At 42.0% G+C, this 23,249-nt stretch carries 13 protein-coding genes; 8 read left to right on the forward strand and 5 right to left on the reverse strand.

Annotated elements, in window-relative coordinates; all coding sequences use genetic code 11:
* Positions 1-75: 75 nt before the first annotated feature.
* On the forward strand, positions 76-666 hold the full coding sequence (locus WAZ74_RS06595; RefSeq protein WP_422307064.1) for a GNAT family N-acetyltransferase: 591 nt from the start codon (positions 76-78) through the stop codon (positions 664-666).
* A gap of 165 nt (positions 667-831) precedes the next feature.
* A complete protein-coding gene (locus WAZ74_RS06600) occupies positions 832-2,334 on the forward strand; it encodes a bifunctional 2-methylcitrate dehydratase/aconitate hydratase (protein WP_422307066.1) in 1,503 nt (500 codons plus the stop codon).
* Between the two features lie 125 nt (positions 2,335-2,459).
* Here the strand turns inward: WAZ74_RS06600 and WAZ74_RS06605 are convergent, their stop codons facing one another.
* Both WAZ74_RS06605 and WAZ74_RS06610 read right to left on the reverse strand, forming a co-directional pair.
* On the reverse strand, positions 2,460-3,218 hold the full coding sequence (locus WAZ74_RS06605) for an SDR family oxidoreductase (protein WP_422307069.1): 759 nt from the start codon (positions 3,216-3,218) through the stop codon (positions 2,460-2,462).
* 248 nt (positions 3,219-3,466) lie between these two features.
* Positions 3,467-4,954 (reverse strand): nucleobase:cation symporter-2 family protein, encoded by a 1,488-nt coding sequence (locus WAZ74_RS06610; RefSeq protein WP_422307071.1) that lies wholly within the window; start codon positions 4,952-4,954, stop codon positions 3,467-3,469.
* Positions 4,955-5,418: 464 nt separating this feature from the next.
* Between WAZ74_RS06610 and WAZ74_RS06615 the strand changes: the two genes are divergently transcribed.
* From WAZ74_RS06615 to WAZ74_RS06630, 4 genes are all read left to right on the forward strand, one after another.
* Complete coding sequence (locus WAZ74_RS06615; RefSeq protein ID WP_422307073.1) at positions 5,419-6,852, forward strand: DUF2868 domain-containing protein; 1,434 nt, start codon at positions 5,419-5,421, stop codon at positions 6,850-6,852.
* 86 nt (positions 6,853-6,938) lie between these two features.
* Positions 6,939-8,648, forward strand: coding sequence for a DUF3482 domain-containing protein (locus tag WAZ74_RS06620; protein WP_422307075.1), 1,710 nt, complete (start codon positions 6,939-6,941; stop codon positions 8,646-8,648).
* A gap of 95 nt (positions 8,649-8,743) precedes the next feature.
* Positions 8,744-9,412 (forward strand): hypothetical protein, encoded by a 669-nt coding sequence (locus WAZ74_RS06625; protein ID WP_422307077.1) that lies wholly within the window; start codon positions 8,744-8,746, stop codon positions 9,410-9,412.
* 102 nt (positions 9,413-9,514) lie between these two features.
* Entirely contained in the window at positions 9,515-10,078 is a 564-nt protein-coding gene (locus WAZ74_RS06630) for a hypoxanthine-guanine phosphoribosyltransferase (RefSeq protein ID WP_422307079.1), read from the forward strand.
* An 86-nt stretch (positions 10,079-10,164) separates the two neighbouring features.
* On the opposite strand, the gene recD is transcribed toward WAZ74_RS06630, so the two are convergent.
* The 3 genes from recD to WAZ74_RS06645 all read right to left on the reverse strand — a co-directional run bounded on the left by recD (position 10,165) and on the right by WAZ74_RS06645 (position 21,451).
* Positions 10,165-12,417 carry an exodeoxyribonuclease V subunit alpha gene (recD, locus tag WAZ74_RS06635; RefSeq protein WP_422307081.1) on the reverse strand — a complete coding sequence of 751 codons (2,253 nt, stop codon included), beginning with the start codon at positions 12,415-12,417 and terminating at the stop codon, positions 10,165-10,167.
* 40 nt (positions 12,418-12,457) lie between these two features.
* Positions 12,458-16,960 carry a UvrD-helicase domain-containing protein gene (locus tag WAZ74_RS06640; RefSeq protein WP_422307083.1) on the reverse strand — a complete coding sequence of 1,501 codons (4,503 nt, stop codon included), beginning with the start codon at positions 16,958-16,960 and terminating at the stop codon, positions 12,458-12,460.
* 78 nt (positions 16,961-17,038) lie between these two features.
* Positions 17,039-21,451 (reverse strand): exodeoxyribonuclease V subunit gamma, encoded by a 4,413-nt coding sequence (locus WAZ74_RS06645; protein WP_422307085.1) that lies wholly within the window; start codon positions 21,449-21,451, stop codon positions 17,039-17,041.
* Positions 21,452-21,968: 517 nt separating this feature from the next.
* Here WAZ74_RS06645 and WAZ74_RS06650 point away from each other — a divergent pair.
* Both WAZ74_RS06650 and WAZ74_RS06655 read left to right on the forward strand, forming a co-directional pair.
* On the forward strand, positions 21,969-22,505 hold the full coding sequence (locus WAZ74_RS06650; protein WP_422307087.1) for a hypothetical protein: 537 nt from the start codon (positions 21,969-21,971) through the stop codon (positions 22,503-22,505).
* Between the two features lie 55 nt (positions 22,506-22,560).
* The gene (locus WAZ74_RS06655) at positions 22,561-23,163 is read left to right on the forward strand and encodes a hypothetical protein (protein ID WP_422307089.1); all 603 of its coding nucleotides are present in this window, start codon (positions 22,561-22,563) and stop codon (positions 23,161-23,163) included.
* Positions 23,164-23,249 lie beyond the last annotated feature (86 nt).

The raw sequence follows: 23,249 nt of genomic DNA on the forward strand, positions 1-23,249 counted from the left end.
TGATGCATTATTTTTTATTACGCTATTTTTTATTATTTTATGACAGCCCCTTAAATCGTTAGAAGCTATTTGACTATGACTTGTGAATTTTCTATAAAAACCTTTGATGAATTAACCTCAATCGATATTTATCATATCTTAAAAGCGCGCTCGCAAGTGTTTGTGGTTGAGCAAAATTGTCCTTATCAAGATATGGATGAGGTTGATTTTGACTGCTTACATTTGGTCGCGCATCAAAACGAAGCATTGATTGGCTATTGCCGAATCATTCCGCCGACATTTAACACTAAAAAATCCGCCGTAAACCCTTCAGGCCCTATTCCCTCGATTGGTAGAGTGTTGGTCCTAGCAGCGCACCGTGGCGATGGCGTTGCACGTCAGATAATGCTAGAGGCCATCAAATACTGCCGTAAAAAATATGGTAAAAAACCCATTATCATCTCAGCCCAAGCTTATTTATTAAATTTTTACCAATCTCTAGGATTTATCCCTGAAGGTGAGCATTATCTTCATGATGGTATTGAGCATGTCATTATGGTTTTACCAATAATCAAAAAGGTGAAGATAAAAAAGGAAAGCTCAGGTGCCGCTAGCAATATCCTCAGCTTTTTACTATTGATATTGGCGCTGCTATTCATTGTCGGTTTGGTGTATTTAATGATCTGATTGATGGTCTGAATAATTGTCTAATTAGGGGTTAGGTTCTAAACCAGTCTTACACTACTTCACCATAGTTCGATATTGAGTATGCTATTTTTGATGCATGGCTTATCAATCCATAACGGGATTGATAACTGCTTAACTATCTGACTCAAGGAAGAGGTAACGACTATGTCTAATGTAGAAAGCAATGTCCGCCCAGAGTATGACGTCGAGATTCAAAAAATTGCTGATTACGTCCTTAATTACTCTATAGATAATGACTCCCCCAATAGCGCTGATGCTTGGAATACTGCCCGCCACTGCCTGATGGATACCCTTGGCTGCGGACTATTGGCATTACGCTTTCCTGAATGTACCAAGCACTTAGGTCCTGATTGCCTAGATCAGTTGACGCCTCATGGCGCGCGCGTTCCGGGCACCTCTCACCGGCTAGATCCTATCAAAGCTGCCTTTGATATCGGCTGTATCGTACGCTGGCTTGATTATAATGATACTTGGCTCGCTGCTGAATGGGGACATCCGTCAGATAATTTAGGCGGCATCTTAGCGGTAGCCGACTATATCAGCCAACAAAACGTCAGTCAGGGTCATGCAGCACTCACTATGAAAGAGGTGCTAGAGGCCATGATTATGGCACATGAGATTCAAGGTGTATTGGCATTAGACAATTCATTTAATCGCGTCGGCCTTGATCACGTATTTTTGGTAAAACTAGCGTCAACTGCTGTGGTGGCAAAGTTATATGCTCTACCACGTGAGCGTATCATGGCAGCCATCTCCCAAGCGATTGTGGATGGTCAAGCACTGCGCACTTATCGCCATGCACCTAATGCCGGTAGTCGTAAGTCATGGGCAGCCGGTGATGCGACCAGTCGCGCGGTACGTTTGGTCGATATCACACGCCGCGGTGAAATGGGTATCCCTGGGGCACTCTCTGCACCGCAGTGGGGTTTTTACGATGTGTTGTTTAGCCATACTAATAATGACCTAGCCACCAAGCCTGAGAATGAACGCAAATTCACCTTTCAGCGTGAGTTTGGCAGTTATGTAATGGAAAATATCTTATTTAAATTAAGCTTTCCTGCAGAGTTTCATGCGCAAACAGCCTGCGAGGCTGCGGTGATTTTGCATCCACGTATCGATGACAGAATTGATGAGATTGAGAGGATTGTCTTAACGACTCATGAATCTGCTATTAGAATCATCTCTAAAGAAGGAACGCTGTCCAATCCTGCCGATCGCGATCATTGTCTGCAATATATGGTTGCAGTGCCTTTACTTACAGGCGATTTGATGGCGGAAAATTATGAAGATGATTATCATGCCCAGCATCATATTTTGATTGATGGGCTACGCCGCAAGATGGTCGTTGAAGAAGATGCCAATTATTCAAAGGACTACCACGACCCAAGCAAGCGCTCGATTGCCAATGCCATTCAGATCTTCTTTAAAGATGGCAGCAGTACGGATAAGGTTGCCATAGAATATCCTATCGGTCATAAACGCCGCCGCATTGAGGGCTTGCCAGTATTAGAAGCCAAGTTTCGTGCCAGTCTTGCAACGCGGTTTATAGACAGTCGCTGTGCGGATATTTTTGCATTATGTAGCGATCAAAAGCGTTTAGAGCAGACACCTGTGAATAAATTTATGGATTTGTTTATGGCTAATTAGGATATTTGCGAACCCAAGATTTTCTCTTATCTTATAAAATAGGGCGTGTCGTTAATATGATGACAACGACACGCCCTATTTTGATCTATTGAATTGGCTCAATATTAATTTTTAATAGTTTAGAGCTACCAAGGAATAGACTCACCTGCCCAATCAACAAAACTTCCTGATTGCGCAGCGCTCATTTTGCTCAGTACTTCTAACAAACATTCGGCACTATAGGCTGGCGAGAATAACTGACCGTCAGCCACATTTCCTTGAAAAGGTGCCGATAGTTGGGTATTGACCGTACCCGGTTGCATGACCACCACGCAGACGTCTTTTAACGACCTTCCCCATTCAATGCTCAGGTTTTTCATGCCCATATTGAGCGCCGCTTTACTCATGCGATAGCTATACCAGCCGCCGAGCTGATTATCACTGATACTACCTACCCGCGCAGATATCGTTGCAAAAATGGCTGGCTTGTCGTTACTGCGTTTGGCTTTAGCCAATAACGGCTTTACATGCTTAGCAATAAGCAGACTGGCTAAAGCATTTACTTGCATATTCTCTAAGAAAAAATCTGTCTCAACTTGACGTAGTGCTTTTTCAGGTTGCTGCGCTCCGCTGTGCAGTAGTCCTGCACAGTTTATAACCCAATCAATATGCACAGTTTGCTGCTTAATAGTATCAGCAGCTTGTTTTATGCTTTCCTCGTCACAGATATTCATCGCTAGCCAATGCAAATTGTCTCCTTCAAAGTCAGGAACGTTTTTATAATAAGTCGCAAAGATAGTAACCGGCGGTTCGTGCTGTTTTGATGCAGCAGATACAAGCTGTTCAACCATGGCTCGACCAATACCACCAGTGCCGCCAATGATGAGATAGGTTTTAGTATTCATAAGGCACTACTCCTTATTATTAATGTAGTAAACCAATTAAAGTGAGGGTTTTACACGGTATTCCCTATATTGACTCAATTTTTCAACATTTACCATGAGGCTGTTGTATTCAACTGCTATAACCAGTTAAGTGAAATGCTGAGTAACAAAAAGCCGCCTCAATGATGGGCGGCTAATTAATACTTTAGTATTAGAATTCTTACTTAATCTACTTATAATTTAAGTAAGATTCAATAAATTAATAGTGGCTAATGCGCAGCTGGTTTGTCTACTGCTACAACAGGCACTTCTTTATGATCTACATCAAACAATTTACCTTCGCTAAAATAATCACCTTCAGTTAAATCTAGAATCACAGCAGGACGTACTGAACGGTCTTCTGTACCCGCTACAAATACCGACTGATTTTCTGAGTTTCCTACTTTTAAGTGGTTAAATAACAAGTTTAATGCGATGGCCATAATAGCTGCAGAGCTGATACCTGAATGGAAAATAGTTGCAAACCAGTCTGGAAATTGATCATAAAATGCTGGCGCTGCAATCGGTAACATACCAAAACCGATAGAGGTGGCAACAATAATTAGGTTCATGTTATTGGTATAGCTGACTTGCGCAAGTGTACGAATACCACTAGCTGCAACCGTACCAAACAATACGATACCGGCGCCGCCTAATACTGCGGTAGGAACCGTTGCAATCACACGACCCATAATTGGCATCAAGCCTAAAACGACTAAGATGATACCCGCATAAGCGACTACAAAACGGCTTTTAACACCTGTTACGGCTACCAAACCAACGTTTTGGGCAAAAGCACTTTGAGTAAATGAGCCAAAGATTGGCGCAACCATACTGGCTAGCATATCTGCACGTAGACCATTACCCAAGCGTTTTGAGTCAACATCAGTCTCAATAATATCACCAACTGCCAAGATATCTGCTGACGTTTCTACTAAAATAACCAATACCACGATGAACATAGAGATAATCGCAGCAAGCTCAAAGGTAGGCGCGCCAAAATGGAACGGTGTAGGAAAGGCGAAAATAGAACCAGTGGTAATACCAGAGAAGTCGACTAGGCCGAAAGCCCAAGCGGCAAAGGTACCGATGACCATCGCTAGCAGAATAGATAAGCGACTGATAGCAGCATTACCAAGCTTGCTTAGTAATAACACCATCGCTAATGTGAAGCCGGCAAGACCAATATTGGTCATGCTACCAAAGGTTGGTAAGTTGCTATTGCCACCCATAGCCCAACGTGCGGCTACTGGCATCAAGGTCAAACCAATGGTAGTAATAACTGTGCCTGTTACCAGTGGCGGAAAGAACTTAATAATCTGGGAGAAAATAGGCGTAATCAAAAACCCAAGAGCAGATGCTGCAATGACGGCACCAAACACAGAAGGTAGCCCGCCCCCCGTCGTCACAATCGCAACCACGGTTGCCACACTCGCAAACGATACACCCTGTACGAGCGGTAGCTGACAACCAAAGAAAGGCACACCAAGGGTCTGCAACAATGTCGCTAGACCACCAATAAATAAAGAAGCGGCAATCAATAAACCGATTTCGGCCGGTAGTAGCCCAGCGGCTTGCCCAACAATCAATGGAACCGCAATAATGCCACCGTACATGGTAAGTACGTGTTGAAAGCCATAGGCGATATTAGCGCCAACGCCCAGATTTTCATCTTCTGGGCGGGCAAATGTCGATTGAGAAGTAGATTTAATATCCATATTAAATAGCCATCCTTGGTGTGCTGTCGTTAATATATTCTAGGCTTGTTTTTTAATAAATCCTAGAGTGAAACTTATAAGTAGTATAAAAACTAAGCTCGCAACCTTTGCTACTGAAAAGGACTGTGAACCTCGCTTTTAATTAATATCAATGAGTTTTGATTTATAACTGTATGTAGAGCTGTGTATTATCTGAATTTAACATTAGAATGTACCTGAAGGTCTAAGTTAAATATTTACATTAGACTTCTGATTTGTTTTTAGCATAGCGTGTATTTATGATAACTACCAGCGATTATTGACCATATGGTCAGGTTTTTTGTATTTTGAAGATATTTATCCAATATTAGACCCTATAATAATAAAAATGCAAAAATAACCATGCTTGTAAATGTACCATCATGACTAAAAAATCTCTTATTTTACTATTTTCACTTCATCATTGATTATACGGATATCAGACTATGCTATCGCCCCAAGACCAATTGACCGAGCTGGTACGCACACTTGAGACAGAGCAACACGTTTTTGCCACTGATCCGCTACTCATCACTGAAAAGCTGCAAAGTGAAGATGGGAAACCGATGCAAAAATTACATCGGAGAGCCTCACGTATCGATAGCAATGGTGCGCTGGCACGAGTGTTGGGTAAGATTGATGGGCGTATTAAAGGTATTATGTTCGTCATGAGCGTGGTGTGGTGCATCTCAGGATTTTTGGGATTGTTTACCTTATTACAGACCAATGTGGTGAACTTCTTCTATGTGTTGGTTTGCTTGCTAGGTTTTCATAGCATCATGCTTTTGGGTTGGCTGCTGATGACTCTCATTAATCAAGGCAAACAAACCTCTAACTGGTTTGCCAGTTTTGTGAGCCCCAGTTATCTTATACGCGGTAAAGATGATGTCACTAAAGCAGCAGTCGACTTATATGAGTGTCAATTGCAGCATAGCGGTATGCGCTGGTATTTAGGCCGGTTTAGCCATCAGTTATGGCTGGCGACGTTGACTGGAATGCTGCTTGCGATTATATTTTTATTAATTGTGCGTCAGTACAGCTTTAGCTGGGAGTCAACGCTACTCTCTGATCAGGCGCTGATCACCTTGACCCAAGTACTCGGATGGCTGCCAAGTATGGTTGGATTCGATGTGCCGGACAGCACAGCTATCGTACAGAGCCGACTAGTAACGGATGCAATGCCACTGTCTGTCGCGCGGCAATGGGCAGGATTATTAGTAGGTAGTTTACTGATGTATGGCATTGTGCCACGTGCAATAGCATGGGCGTTTTGTGCATTGATGTTTCGTCGTAAGAAAATGCGCTTGGATATCAAACTGCCCTACTATCAAAAGATTTTGAACTTTTGGCAGCGTCATGTGGTTGATGCTGATGATTTTATTGAAGCACCTGCACCTATTGCACCAAAGGCAACTGTCAGCGCTGGCAAGAAACTGGTTGCCTTACTTGAATATCCATCAGAGCAGCTTAACTGGTGGCAATCGGGTCTAAATACGGATAGTCATGGCCATAGCAACGTTAGCAACGTTGAAAATTTTGGTATTGTCGATGATCGTGATGATATGGCACGGTTAAAGACCTACTTAGATAGCCATGCGGTACAGGTGTTACTGGGGATTCATGGTAAAGCGTTGCCTGATCGTGGCACATTGCGTAAACTTGATCAAATTGCCAATCATGCAAAACACGGACTGATTGTCCAACTGCTTAATGATGGCAATATTATTGATAGAGCGCTTACTGACCATGATATAACCAACGATGTTGTAGATTCGAGCCAATCAAAAGAGCCGTTATTAGACAAACAAGACGTTCGTTATCAACAATGGCAAACAGCTCTTTCTGCTCGGAAAATTGGCTTAATTAATGTTGACTCGTAGAAAAATGCGTCTTATGATTCATTAGACAATAATCTAATTTTATGGTTGCTGAACTTGGCTATTAATAATAAATATAAGACTCTATCATGAATAATGACAATAATAATCGAGAAAGCAACCAAGAAAGCAACCAAAAAACGGATAAGCCTGCCGGTCTCTTTGCTGATAAAGCCTATGAAGTGACGATTGACTCAAAAAGTCAGCCAGTGCATCAGCCACATCCGACCTTCGCTAGCGATGAAGACTTATCCTTGAGCAAACAGACGTTAAATCAGCAAGCATTAACCGAACAATCATTAACTGAACAAACAGTACCGAGCAATACTACACTTAAAAAGACAATTGCTAGTGGCGAGGCTCTTAAGTTAGCCGTTGTTGGTCATACCAATACGGGTAAGACCTCTGTACTACGCACCCTATTACGTGACGTATATTTTGGTGAAGTAAAAAATGAAGCAGCGACTACTAGACATGTTGAGCGCGCCCAACTGACCGACAGTCAGACCGGCGAGGTATTGGTTACGTTGTATGACACGCCTGGTCTGGAAGACGCATCGGGATTGATGGACTGGTTAGAGGACAATACCGCCAGTCGCCGTGATGGTATTGAGCGTCTACAGCAGTTTTTGGCAGCAGATATCGCTCAAGGTGTTGATAGTAATGTCTCGAACAATTATGACTCGCAAGATTATGACTATAGCCAAGAAGCAAAAGTTATCCGTCAGTTGCTAGCAAGTGACATGGCCATCTACGTCGTAGATGCACGTGAGCCAGTATTGGGTAAATATAAAGATGAGCTTGCTATCTTGTCGTGGGCAGCGATACCCGTTATGCCGGTATTTAACTTCACTGACAGTCAAGATGCCAATATTGACGACTGGCAGACGATGCTGGCAAGACGTAATTTGCATATCTCAACCCGTTTTGACTCAGTTGCCTTTGAGTTTGAAGATGAAATGCGCCTGTGGAAAAATCTTGCGACCATGCTCACCCACTCTGAGATGCTTGAGCAGTTAATGACGCGCAGGACTGAAGACTGGGCACAGCTTTATGATGATGCAAACATTATCATCGCTGATTTTTTATTAAATGTCGCCGCTTTTGTACGTGAAATTAGTGAAGATGATGATCCGATGCCAGTATTACAGCAAATGCAAGAAGCGGTCAGGCAGAGTGAGCGTGCGATGCAGCATAATTTACTAAATTCATATAAATTTTATGACAATGCGGTAGCAGCAACCCCACTTGAATTGCAAGCGTATCAACAAGATCCATTTGATCCCGAGCTTCTTAAAAGCTATGGTATCCGCACCACTTCTGGTGCGGCAGCTGGCGCGCTATTAGGATTGGGTATTGATGCCGCAGCACTAGGCACGACCTTAGGATTGGGCGCTGCCATCGGTGGTATCGCAGGCGGACTGTTATCTAATACCAGTAGTATTGCCGATAGAATTACTGGGGTAAAGCGTCTGTATATCGACCCTGCGACATTGACCTTATTGGCAACTCGGGCCATAGATTTATTGAATACTCTACGCCATCGTGGTCATGCTGCAACGGATGCCACGCAGCTCATATATAATGGCGAGAAAAGTGATAATAGATTGTCAGTTGATCACAATGAAGATAATTTAGTGACGCCATGGGCCGCGAACAAATTACCCAGTGAGCTTAAAAAAGCGCGTGGTAAACCGCAATGGTCATCGCTCAGTAGCGGTAAGTCAGAACAAGCTCAACTACTACGAGCAGATATGGCCTGGTCGCTAGCAAGTAAGTTACCCTCATATAACTCCTAGGAGTTATAAAACGAGCGCTCTTAAATAAGAATCATAATTAAAACCACTGAATATATTTAGCAACAGTTAAAATCAATCAAAACCAAGGAAAATTAATGACATACTATTTTGGATTCGTACCTTCAGAACAATTAAAAGCGTTAATTGTTGAAGCAGAACAAGTCATTGCATCAGAGGTAAAAACTGACTATTACCCTTATCGCGATGCACTAACTCACCAAACCGCACGCGATCTTATCGATAACTTATTGGTTGGTCTAATTGAAATTATTCCAAACCCTGAGCGTCAAGCATCCATGCGTAAAATTGTTGCGACGATTGAACGAGCGTCGGATACCCTACTCAATATTTTACTGGGTAAAGAAAATAATGAAGAAGTTTTACCCAGCTTTCATTTCTTAAGAGATCGTGCAACCTTTATCGACAATGAAGGTTTAAAGCGTGTGGGTTTCAAGCTATCAGAAAAAGACGCTGAAATCATCGATAAAGGCTTTGCTGCTGTCACCCCTGAACACATAGATATGAAGACGTTTAAAACAGCCCTTGAAACGATGAATGAAGAAACGCTGACTCATTTTATCAGTCGTTATGCAGAAACACTAAAGCTTGGTATGATTAAGCGTAAGGCTGTGCCAGTTGCCAAAGCGGCTATCGATAAAGGCATGAGTATGGCGCTTAATAAGCTGTTACCTGACTTACCAGACAACTCATTAAATCGTTTAGCAAACTATTACCGCCCTTTTATCGTAGAAAAGTCAGAATAGCACCTAGTATTTAATTAATTTTATCCCAAAAGTCACATGGCGTTGGGAAAATTCACTAAAATTTGCTAAAATAAGCGGCACTTTTTATCAAAGGCGCACCCGATGACCCAAATTAGCAATCAAGAAATTGAAAAAACATTACGCAACTCAGAGTGCCTTATCAGTAGTATGGAAGTTGCTGCTGCTTATGAGCGTTTGGCTGCCCAGCTCAACCTCCATTATGCTGGTCTAAACCCGATTGTTATGGTTGTTATGAACGGTGGACTTATCCCAGCCGGTCAGTTACTTACCCATTTGACGTTTTATCATCGTATGCATTACATCCATGCTTCGCGCTATCGTGATAATCAAGGTACCAACGAGCTAGACTGGAAATTCAAGCCTGATGTAAAGCTTGCTGGTGAGCATATATTGTTGATAGATGATATTTTTGATGAAGGCATCACCCTAAAAGCAATCGTTGAAGAATTGAGTAAAGAAAACCCGTTGTCTATCGAGTCTTGTGTATTGCTCAATAAAGAACATGATCGTAAAGTTGCAGATTTTGACGTTGATTTTGTTGGTATCAATGTCGCTGATCGTTATGTTTATGGCTGTGGTATGGATTTTCATGGTTATTTGCGTCATCTACCAGGTATTTATGCCATTAAAGAAGACAAAGTGTAAATTTAAAAATTTTGTCGTTAAAAAAGCATCCAAATTGGATGCTTTTTTTTGATTTATTTTTTCAAACTAACAAAATAATAAAGGCCCTACTCTACAAATTCTTCAAACTGTAAACTTAGCCCTGTCTGTCTTTCTGTTGGCGTTGATAATGCGCGCGTAAATGCTGAAGCAGTACTAAAAATAGAAACTTGTTTTTTGGCACGTGTCACCGCGGTATAAATAAGCTCCTGGCTTAGCAAGCGTCCATTACTATCATCAAAGGCAATAGCCACATGATCAAACTCTGATCCTTGCGATTTATGAATGGTCATCGCATAAGCAGTCGCAATCATCTCATCACTCAGCATATTAATATTGATGCCCTGAGTTTTGTTCTCAAAAAATACTTGCAAACGTCCTTTCTCGGTTTGTAGACAAATACCAATATCACCATTAAACAGCCCTAGCTCATAGTTATTCTGTAAAACCATTATAGGACGTCCATGATACCAAGGTGATTTTGATAACGGCAATTTTAATTGAGTTTTATGCTGCTCGCTCAGATAATTATTAATGTAATGATCACCGCAGCGTCCATGATGCCCAGCAGTTAGTACTCTAAATTGATTGAGCAATACCATTAGTTTGCCAAAGTCATCGAATGATTCTTTGGTTGGCATGGATTTCGCTTTTTTTATTTTTGTTAATAATATCTCAGTTCGACTAAAGTACCGGATATATCTATTCGAGAGGTTAATTAAAAAATTATAATTGCTTAGGCTATTTTTTAGCTTATCAGTTGTTTTCTCACTGTTCGTGTATTCCTTTGTATTATCTATATTAGAAGTCAGATGATAGAACTTTAACGCGTCATCTTTTTGGAGAAGTTGCCAAACAACTATCATATTTTGCGTACTAGTCGAGCTTCCATTGGCCTGATTAATGAGTTTAGCAAGCTTGTCTATACCCGAATCTTCATCAAAACGTTGACTAGCCACTAGGCTTTGATGCACGTCTTGTAATGCAGATATACGGCATAAATCCGCTAGCACTGCCCCTGCATCGACTGCGGCTAACTGATTGGCGTCACCCAGTAGTATCAGCCGCGCATTGGCTTTTATGGCGCTCACTAGATGATTAGCTAGCTCTACCCCAAGCATAGAAGCTTCATCGATGATGACGATATCTTCACTTAGCGGATTCTTATTATTGTAACGAGGACGACCACCCTGCCCGATACCTAATAAGCGGTGAATGGTCTTAGCTTCTGGCAACTGTATAGAGACGCCAGCTTGCTGTATGGCGTTCTGTATCGACTCTTGCATGCGCTGTGCAGCCTTACCTGTTGGAGCGGCTAATGCGAGATTGGCCTTTGATTTATCTCCTTCAGACTGTTCTTGCTGCAGTGCCATGACCAACTGCGCAACGGTAAAAGTTTTGCCCGTCCCTGGTCCGCCAGTAATGATGCTAAATGCTGATCGGTTTGCCATATGAATGGCATTTTGTTGTTCGGGGTTTAACCGAGGATTGAGCGCTATCGGTAATTCTACTAACATCTGATTTTTAATACGAATCACATTTTTTGCGAGTGCATGCTCAGCTTGCCATGTACGATGTAGCCATAAAGTGATTTTAGTTGATTCCTCACTATCGTTTTTCAGGTCTTTACTTACCTGAAAAACGATTGGACTGGCAACCTCATTTTCTTCTATCTTGCTTTTTATTTTAGTAAAAAGTGGTCGGTTTATTAATATTTCATTAAATTTGCTTAGGCTATTTTCTATTGAGGTACAGTTACTTGCTATATGTATCAATGATTGATATAGATTTACACAAACTTGACGGCGTTGTTCTAATATTTTTTTATCGTATAAAGGTAATGTGGATTGGCGCATTACTGTAATCCACATCTCATCGCTTTCTAATAATTCAGCAACTGATAGATCTGTTATGCCAGTGCTTAGTAGCGTTGTAAATAATGGCTGTAGCAAAGGTTGCAATAAATACTGTTGCCAATTAAACAGCCCAATATCTTCATTGAACCTATTCTCACTTATAAGACGATTAGATGCTTCAAGGACCAATACGGTGTGCCCTTCTTCTAGACGCTGCACCAGCACCTCAAATAGCGCTTCAAACAGCCAATCTTGCGTGTCATGACCTTCCTCAGTTATGTTAGACACCAGCTGAATTTTTAGCTGTCCTTGGTAAGCCACTTGCGTTTGTGTGCGTCGTTGCAATAGATACTGGCTAATCGTCGTCGCCCAACTACTAACAGCATCTGTGTTAGTAGCATTTAAATCAGCGTTATTTGCTTTGTCTTGCTTCATTACGTTGTTTATATCCTTAACATCACTCATCGCTTATCCATTTTTATCATTATTTTAGTGTTTTCGTGTGCTAGATACTTGGGCTACCAAACATATCATCTAATGCTTTAACCAGCTCAAACGGTATCTGCCACTGAATACGACCATAGTTTTGTGCGCCCTTTGAGTCGATACCACGTAAAAATACGTACTCCACTGCACCTAAATATTGCGTCTCATTGCCTTCATAATTAGCTAAACGTAAGCGCAAAAATCGATGGAGTGCCACTTGATAAATGGCGGCTTGCAACCAGTACCCTGCTTTATTCATGGCAGCGCTTAGATTTTCATTATCGTAACTGCTTAGGCTATTTCCTAAGTAGTTACTTTTATAATCAACCACATAATACTTGCCAGCACACTCATACACGAGGTCAATCTCACCTCGTAGATAACGATAAATATAGTTAGAATACTGCGTGGTCAGTTCAATGTGTTTCTCAGGCTCATCCGGTAAATACTGCTTGAAAACATGGTTAATATGCTCAGGTGTAAAGTTTTCTGATAGACCCATATTAAAACCAAGCTCAGCAATACGCTGCTTAACCGGTATGTCCTGCAAAGGTTGACCAGATGCTAACAATGGTGCGGCTAATACATCCGCCACCCATGCCATCAACTCTTCATGGGCAACGCCTAGCTGGTTAGGCTCAGCCGATTCAATATTCTCTGTAGCCAGCTCTGAAGTCAATGCTGATGGTATTGCTTTATTTTGCTGTAAGCGCTGTTGCGAAGTGGCGCTAGCATAACTTATGGGCAGCTGATACTGACGAATACTTTGATCAATAATGCCTGACCATTTACTACTATCTGTAAAATCCATTTTTTCAAAAATCTCATGTAAAAAAGTACCAGCATTAGCGCCTTTTACAAAGCGAAAACGAATGTCATCGCTGCTGATTGAATTACTAACGTTGCTATTATCGTCATTCTGTAAATCTTGTTGAGGTTTATTACTTAGAAATTTAGAAGATAAATTAATACTATCCGTTAAATCTAAATCATCCTCTACTCCATCATCAAAAACAGCCAATGCTTTGCTTTGTTCACTTAGCTGACGCGATAGTGCCGTAAAGCTGGTCTTAGCCCAGCCTTTAAATGAGTTTCGTTGTATCTGCGCATAGGCACTTTGATAGTCGATACGTAGTGCAGTATCAGAAGCAGATATAGATTCAATGGTATCAGTAGCAGCGGTCTCAGATTCTTGGGACGTCTTATTAGTATCAATAAGTGCTTCAGCGCTTAATTCAATAGCCGCATATTCTAACCAGCCGATATAAGGCTGTAATCTATCCGGCAATACAAACTTATGATCCTCACAACTCAACCATTGCAGACTTGGCTTACGTTCTGAATCAGTTTTGTTATAGCCGTCCTTGAGTACCATGTATAGCTGCTCACTGGCACGGGTGAAAGCAACATAACCCAGTCGTCTAAACTCCTCATAGTTTTCAGCGGTTTCAAATTGCGCATAATAGTCTGTTGGTGTTTCGCCTTTAGCAGATTTACTATGCGGTTTTCCTTTACTAGTAGATAGGCGGCGCTCCGTTTTATTATCCTCAACATCATGGTCATATAGAAATAAATTATGATCGCTACGACCGCCAGCTTTAGGACTAGCGCTATCCATACCGACGACATAGACAATCGGAAACTCTAATCCTTTGGACTTATGAATGGTCATCAGCTGCACACCTGACTCCGTTGGCAGTGGTTGCTGCTGCGCCCATTCTGGTGTTCGACTACTATTCATATTTTTCTTATACCATGCCAGTAGCTCATGCTCACCGATATGCATGCCATGCTGCGCTAAAATATCGAGTAACTGCCGTAAATCCATCAAATAGCGCGCGCCATCCTCTAAGTCGGCAAGTCCTACCCAAACATTTTGGCTTTTTACTTGTTTACCAGATTGCTGCGGATTTTGGCTAATCATCGGGTTACGAGCAAACAGATAATGCAGCGCTGACAAAACGCCATTATGCTGCCAGTACGACGCTGCGGTTTTTAAATACAACTGGAAGTCTTGATAACGCTGTTTTAACGCTGCTTGCTCGCTATCCAATCCATTACTTTCTCGTACATCCGCTTGGTCAGTATCACTCTCATCGTCATCTAACATCAACGCTTGTATATCATTAAGGCTTAACTGATAAAAATTACTGGTTAATACACGATTAATAATATCTCGGCGATGTGGTCGCAGCATAGCCTCTAACAAAGCAGCTAAGTCAGCGGCGATAGGCGTATCAAAGATATTTTTCTCTGCTGTTTCCAAGGTAGGCACGCCAAGCTTACTGAGCATATCCTCAACTTGCTTTAACTCATGCTTACGGCGACCTAGTACACCAATATCATTTGGCTTGATAGGTCGACCTTCAATGGTTTGCTGACTTGCGAGCAATGCCGCGATATGCAACGCTGTTAGCTCGCAAGCATTGTACTTAGCTTGTTTATCATAGGGCAGATGTATCACACTGACGGGACTATCCGATAAAACAGCGGCTTCTGTTTGTTCTTTTCCTCGTTCTTTCACAGACGCAGACGCTTGCCATGAAAGACGCGAGTCAGTATTTGCCGCCGTTATATGCTGGTAGTAAATACCCTTACCCAACTGCGCTAACTGACTCGCTTTATCCTGCTTATAATTTTGGGAGTCTTGTGTATCTGATACCGGGCTCGGTCTGCCAAACCAGTGGTTCAGTGCGGTAATCAAACGCTCATTAGAGCGTCGATTGACATCAAGACTCATAATATGATCTTTATCAAACTTAGCTTTCATGGCGTTATAATTGGCGACGTCACCACCGCGAAAGCCATAAATCGCTTGTTTAGGATCGCCCACTAATAATAGAAAGCCTCGATTCTGATGAGCACTATCTTTATTACTATCAGTATTTTTAGACAGGTAAATGCGCTCAATCATGCGCGCCTGCTCACCATTGATATCTTGTGACTCATCAATCAATGCCACCGGATAATGATGGCGAATATAACGTGCCAGCCGCTCACCTTGCTTACCTGACAAGGCTTGGTTTAAGCGTACCATTTGCAGTGCAAAAGTAGTCTCACGACGCGCTTCTAATATCGATGGTAGTTTTTGGCGTACCTTTAGGGCTATCTCACGGTTTAGGTTTTCAACCAATGCATTTAAATAGAGCTTAATTTGTTCACTATAATTGTGTAATACAGCTAATAACTGGATACTTTCAAGATTTATAAAGGCTAGGCGCTCGGCTTCTTTACCTTTGTTGAAAACCTTCCCACCGTCTTCTTTACTAATAAAAGCATTAGGTAGTTCAGTATATAAAACGTCAGCATGAGATTCTAGATTGGCAAAAAATGTTACCCCATACTGAAGGATGGCTTGTTGAATCGTAAAAACAGAACCGATATTTTTACCAATCTTACCTGCTTTACCAAACCCTTGTGCCGTACGGTACTCAAAGTCAAAATATGGCTCTAGTTCTTTTAAATCACAATTTTTAAATTCCTCTAATGCCTGCTGATAGGCAACAAAATCTATCTCTTCGCCCATATCGACATTCTCGATAGGCGTTGAGATAAACTGAAGAGATTTTTGGGCGGCACCAATATGATCGGCAGGTGAGGTCAGCTTCTTAGTATGCTGCAATAGCTGATAAATCTCATGCTGCTGGTTATACAAGTAGCTGTGATGGGCACGTACCGCATCATGAATGATGCTTTCTATCACTATCTGCTCTTGATCACTAATTTGTATGCCTTGCTGATGCCCAGTCTCCGCGCTGTATTCTGATAGCCATTTTTGTGACAAGCTGTCTAATGTACCAACGAACAGCTTATCTAGAGTAGTCAATACGAGAGCGCAGCGCCTAAGCGCATCAGACAACGGGTAATCTTCGGTATGATCTAATAAGTACTCGAGCAAATAGCTGTTGATAGGATCATCCATAAGATCCTTATTGCCTGAGAGCATAGCTTGCTTTTCAAGCCACTCCAGTCGCTCTTGCTTCTGCTCTAGGGTTATTTTTTTATTAGATTCATTAGAGAGTTTAGAATCTTCATCAACTTTATCTGTTTTATCAGTAGACTTTTTAGCGCTTTCATTGATGAGTAGCTGTGGATAGAGAATATCTCGGGTAATAGCGTTAATTTGCAGCTTACCAAACCATTGCAGTAGCTGATGAAAATCAATCAAACGATCATGGATACGCTGGCGCATCTCGGCAGCAGCAGCGCGAGTAAAGGTAGTGGCGATAATATGCTCAGGGGCGCGTTTTGCTTCAATTAATAAGCGCAGGACAATACCCGTCAAGGTCCACGTCTTACCAGTACCTGCTGAGGCCTCTATTAGATACTTACCGTTTAACTTAATACGAATGGCAGGTGGTTCTTCTGGCTTAATAGCGTTCTTGTCAGCGACAGCAGTCTTGCCAGCAACACTATTAGCTAGATTACTAGCCGAGTTGCCGACTAATCTTCCAGGTATCGCATTGCTGTAGTCGTGCCCGACATTATCTAAACCATTAGCAGAGTTATTATCTTGATCCATAAAAAATCACTTGTTCAAAGTCGTACGATTAACATTATTATTTAGCATTCTGAATGAATAGCTTGATAGCGCTACTCTTTATAAAGCTTTTAAGGCCTCATCCATCGCCCCAAATAAAGGCTTTGCCAATGCCGGCAAAGCATCCTTTAACTTGGCAAAGGCATCTTGCTTATAAAGAATATATTGCCATAGCTCATGCTGTGAACAACTGTCATAAATAACGTCGCTGTTATAGTCCGGCCATAACCAACTCTCAAAATCACTACTCTTGGGTTGATAATCAGTGTCCTTAGCTTTGGCTTCATTGACCTTATAAAGATAAGCAACAGCGTAAACAGGTAATACCGCCATTGGCGTCGTGCCAGCAATATGGGCAAACCTTATCCACTTAAGCAATTCAGCTAAGGCTGTATCATAAGCAATGGGCGCAAGCTCAAACGTAGTCTTGTCTTTGAACTTTTTATACTCAGCGCTACCTTTATTAAAGCGCCAGATGCTTCTGCCATCACCAGCAGTAACTTGCGCCTCAGTGGTGTGGCGCGCCACTTGCCAAAAAACATGCGCTAACCAAAACTGTAGTAAGTACTGTGTACGAGCACTATTGGGTAATATGTTTAACCAAACATCAGGTATTGATGACTCAGGTGAAGACGTATCTGAGCTTTGAGTGGCCATATTAGCGGCAACCGGCACCACACCTTTTATCTGTAATTGACCTTGAGGATTTATATCAGGGGTAGCAACCGTAATCATGGTTTCAGCACACGGGGTTAATAAGGTGCTGGCATTTCTACTCCTCTCATCAAAAGTACCGTTACTAATATTAATGTTGTCATGGTTATTAGCACGAGCATCAATATCCAATACCGCTAACTGTTCGGCAAACTCTTGGCATTGCTGCTGTAGCTTAACCTGTTGATACTGCAGTGTCGATTGACGCGCCACACCTGCTGGCATAACTGGGTCGTATAGCAAATTGCTCGCGCTGGTATTATCAACATTTACATCTTTATTCAGCTCATCAAGCAGCTGCGTATTCACCTGATAGGCACTTAAACCAGATAACGATAGAGGCTCTTGATGTGCCATCTCATCTTCAGGCAATACAATATGTACTTGCTGCTCTCGTAGAAAATGCTTGGCAGGGTGACGTACTTGATAGTACAGGTGCTGCATATCTACTTGGCTAATATTAAAACGCTCTGGTAATTCCTGCACAATATCATTATTCAAAGTTTTAACATCTGATAAGCCCTCTAATAAAATACGCTGAGCAATATTGGCATAGTCTTTCTTGCTAGGCAGATGAACTTTAACAGAAGTTGATATGTCGTCATTTTGAGCGTGCAGGCGCTCAAATACCTCGTGCCACACTCGCGCTGGTGCATTGGTGCTTTGTTGATAGAGCTTTTCTTTTTGCATGGCACGCGCGAGTAATTCTATCAATGCTTGTCCATCATCTTCACTAGACATTAGGCTGTTTGAATGAACAGAATCAGTTTTTGACTGCACAAATACTTCTTGCGCAAACGGTAGTGCCGGATGACGAGTGACTAACCATTGCTCGATAAGCTTAGGCAAATAACGCTGCACTTGCGCCGCCAAGGCTGATTGGTCATTACTATCATTATCAACACTATCAACACCATTAACAGTCGTTAGTGAATTGCTCTTAAGCTGCTCAGTCTTTAAAGGATCCCACTGCCACTGTACTTCGCCTTGTAGGAACTGCAATAACTCACTCACCGGATTGGCTGGCAAATGCTCATGATTATCAGTGAGACGCTGACCATTATAAAAAATCCAGCAAGCATTGCGAGCACATAACAGCGCATCTAAAAATGCACCATTATCGTCGTCTTCACTAAATCTGTCGCCGCGACGTGCCAGCCCAGATTTCATTAAGTCATAACGGTTGTCACGGTCACGATTGGGAAACTCGGATAAATCCATATTGAGCATGACCACCAAACCAAACGGCACATTACGTAGTGCGCCAAAACGTCCAAAGGTAATCACGCCAGTCGGCTCCGCACTGACTTGCTGGCTCTCAAGCTCATCTTCGATACTATCGAGCATAAAGCTCAGCTTTAAGGGTAGATTACTGACTTGTGATAACTTTGACTCAACTTGGCTGGCTTCAAGCTCTAGTGACTGTGAAATTGAGGAAAGTGACATTGAAGAAAATGACATTGAAGAATCATCAGCATCAGCTGTCATCGTATCAAGCTGACTGTCATTATCAGTATGGTAGCGCTGGTAATGACGATTGGCACGCAAACTACTCTTAAAACCATTCATCGCATTAAAAATAGCGCGCATCGGACGCGTTTGGTCAAGCGCACCAAAATACGGATGAATGATATGGTTCTCAATATTATTGAGCCAATTCTCAGCGTTATGACGGGCTTGAAACTCGTAACGGCAATGATGCAATCCACTGTAGACACGGCATAGCGCTTCAACAATAAATGCATCACCCAAACCAATCGCTGACATAGGTACCGTTTTTTCGGCTAATGTATTATCCTGCCAGTTATCGGGATATAAGCAGTCACTGATACCAGCCTCAGGCATGACCAGGCCTAGCGCTACCTTATCCAGTGCATGGGCAAAGCTAAAACGGTAATCATAATCATCTATATCAAGCGTTTGCTGCAGATGTGCTTCATCAAAACCGCGTACGAATCCTGCTTGCTCTAATAGGTCACACGCGCGGCTCATCTGCTCATGCGTTAAGCCAAGGCTTTCATACAGCGGTGGCAGCATCAGCCAATCAAATACTTCAGCCGCCTCAAATCGGGCACTCTCACTACCTAACAGCCCATAAAAACCACGTATCGCTTCCCACAGCTGACGAATAGATTTATCAACGACGCCTGTGACCTTAGCTGGTAGCGTCAGACCATCTTGCCCTTCTCCATTAACAAACACCGAGTTAATAAGCTCATGGTGGCGATCAACATCTGGTAACAATACAACGATATCGGATAGATGACGCGTAGTACCATCTTGATTTGGCTCATTTAACCAACGTCCAATCATGCCGCGTAACACTTCAAGCTGACGTTGTAGATTATGGCAAGAGTGAATGCTTAGGCTATTATCATATTGCGACAATTGCCATTGCCGTGATTGCTCGTAGCGTTTACCTTTTAAAGTATCGTCGCTATACCATACATTAGAATCATTATTTTTACTTAGGCTATTTTTATCACTAACGTTTTCATTATCTGAATCAACTTGCATTTGCGTACTAAGCGCGGCACTTAAACGCCCGGCAGTGGTTTGCTGCGTCGCACTTTCATCTAGCATCAGTACATCTTGCTGTAAATGGGCAAGCAAACTTAGCGGTCGCTCGGATTCTGTTTCAATTACTTGGTCGTAACCTACATCAAACTTATCTTGCCAGTTCAGTTTGAAATTCGCTGTATCTTCATTACCTGATAAGCTTGCCAGCATCGCAAAGGTCTCGCGTGATTGCTTGCCCAAGCGCGACAATAGCGTATGCCCATAATCTCGCAAAAACACACTTTCAGGGTTAATCACTTGCTGACGCTGTAACCACTGCTTATCGACGATATCCGCCCAAAATAACTGCGACGGATTATAGTGTAATAAAGTGATATCAAGGTATGTCGATAAACGCTGTAAAAAATTCAGCTCGTTTTGCGGTAATTGCTGAATGGTGAAAATATGCAGTTGCGTTGGTAATATCGCTTGAATATCTACGCCACTATCTGCTTTGTCTTGCTTCATAATCTGCCAAAAACGTGTCTCAATAGACGCGCGATGTTCATACACAGAAGCAAATAACAAGCGCCATAAATGCCTTTGAGCAACTTCCAGCTCAGTATAATGTGCAACCAACCATTCAGGTGTCTTGCCAGCATTCTTATCAAACTCTATTGCCAGCTTGTCTTTTTCAGCAACGAGCAGCTCTACATCAACAGACTTGTTAGCTGACCATAGTGTCAACCAATCCTCACGGTGTGTCAGATAACGAGTAAATACTCGCGAAAAATCTGTCGCCAATGACCATAACCGTATATCTTGCTGACTACGATCCGCCTCTTCATCTAGTAGCGCTGATAGTAACGGATACAAAGGATGTTTATCATCTGCCATAATTTGCGCTTGATAATAAGTAAAGTAACCAAACAAACGCCACTGCATCACCGCACCAGTTAACACTGCCACTTCTGGCACTGTCACAATCTCTTGCGATCGCTGATTAGACTCTAACCAAACGTTATGCTCAGCCAAGACCTTTTGCATCAAGGTCCATTGATACTGACCCCAAAACTTAGTCGTAACTAAAGTACTGATACCTGCCTGACTGGCAATCGACTTATCCAACCAATCACCTAGCACCATCGATGGCACAATGACAATGAATTCTTCAAAGATAGGTAGATTCTTAGACTTATAAGCGTCAAGTAACTGCTCAACTAAGCGTTCGGTACGGTGCGACTGAATAATGTTAAACATAGAATATAGTCTAATTCGAGAGATGGAGTAATGAAGCAAACAAGTGTTTTTTAAAACGTTAAGACATTAGCATTGCTGTTAAAAAGTCAGAGAGAATAATGATGGTGCAGTAAGTGAGAGAACCTGTTGATACTGGATTTAGAAGACCATCCATACACATATACTATAAACAAAGAAGGTTAAGGAGAACACTGGGCAATCTATGTTTCGCGGTCGTTACTACAATGTATTTCTGCTAGCATAATAAGCATAAATGCAGGATACCAATAATAACTGCCTTCAACCCCTTAATAATACCAACCTATCATAATACTAATGAGTATAATAATAAAACATGCTGCTTGTCAGTTTGCCACCGATAGAGAAGTTTTACCAGTATAGATACCAGCATTATAATACCTTGCGACAGTTAGTGTCGCCGTTAACCCACTCGTAGTTACTAAAAAGGCTTTCTGCTTTTTATCAAATCTACCATTGCACTTCTTAACTGTTTTTATTAACGAGATAATTAAATACTATGCGCTTGCGTCCCATTGATGCCATTTTCGTTGATCCTAAACGACGTTTATACGTTGTATACTATCGCGGTGAGCTATGGCAATTGCCACGTATGAAAATTGATGACAGATCTTGGCAGAATAGACAACCTTATACTGATGATAGCAGTGGACTCTACCTCAGTATCCATCAAGCCATAAGCGACCCTGTTTTGGCACAAAAATTGCGCACATTAAACCTTCCTGTTGCGGTACGTAGCAGTACGTTACCACGCTTTGAAGCATGGTGGGAAACCCATGGCTTTAAGTGGCTTACAGAGAAGCTAAGCACGGGGCAGTCACCATTAGCGGCACATCAAGAAGCAGTCATGGCAAAAATGATTGACAATCAGCCCGCTTCCCCTTCAAACTATCCATCTGCAAATTTAGACAATGATAGTACTGCTAGTGATAAAGTGACTGAACAAAAAGCAATACCCGTTGCAGGAGAAGCAACCGATATCTTTGCAGATATGCTAGCGGATTTAGCCGATGAAGTGCTGCATCAGCAGCTTTAGCTCGAACTCAAAAGCTTGAACTCAAACAAACTAAAAAAAAGAAGATCGGTAATATATGAAAGACTACAAGCTGCTACTGGCTGGGCTAATTTTACTGCTGTTGGTCATTTTTATCGCTATTTTTACTTGGTTATGGACCAGCAACCGTAAAAATATGGATCCACTGCCTATTATGTCGAATGAGAGTGGCTCATCGGCTGCCGAAGAAGACAAAAACAGCATTACCAAAAGCTCGTTGCACATACAAGCAGAAGATAAGTTGCAAGAACCCTTGGATGACGTCATTGCAAGCTTTCAATCACGCTATCCGAATGTAGAAATCTTGACAAATTACGTAGCTTCTACCGCACTACTCACCCTATCAGACCGCAAACTTATTGATAATGAGCGCTCCTCTTTTATCGTTGATATTGATATGATTATTGCCAATAATAACCTATCGACAGAACGCTTAGCACCGCTACAAGAAAAACTAAAAATTGCGCAAGATGAGCACAACCAAACCAAAATAAACAATAGCACTACTCAAAATAGCGCTGTAAACGATACTCTCAATACGGACGACAGCGCTGGTGATGAAGCTGTCACTACTGAGGGTCAAAACGACAATACTAACACTCTGAACCGCCCCGACTATATCGGAGAGTGTTTTACTTGAGTCAGGCAGCAATGCCTGACAGGGTTAAATTATCATAATACCGCTTTTCAAATTCAAAAGGTGACACATATCCAATCGTGCTATGC

This window comes from Psychrobacter sp. (assembly GCF_049295055.1).
Taxonomy (GTDB): Bacteria; Pseudomonadota; Gammaproteobacteria; order Pseudomonadales; family Moraxellaceae; genus Psychrobacter.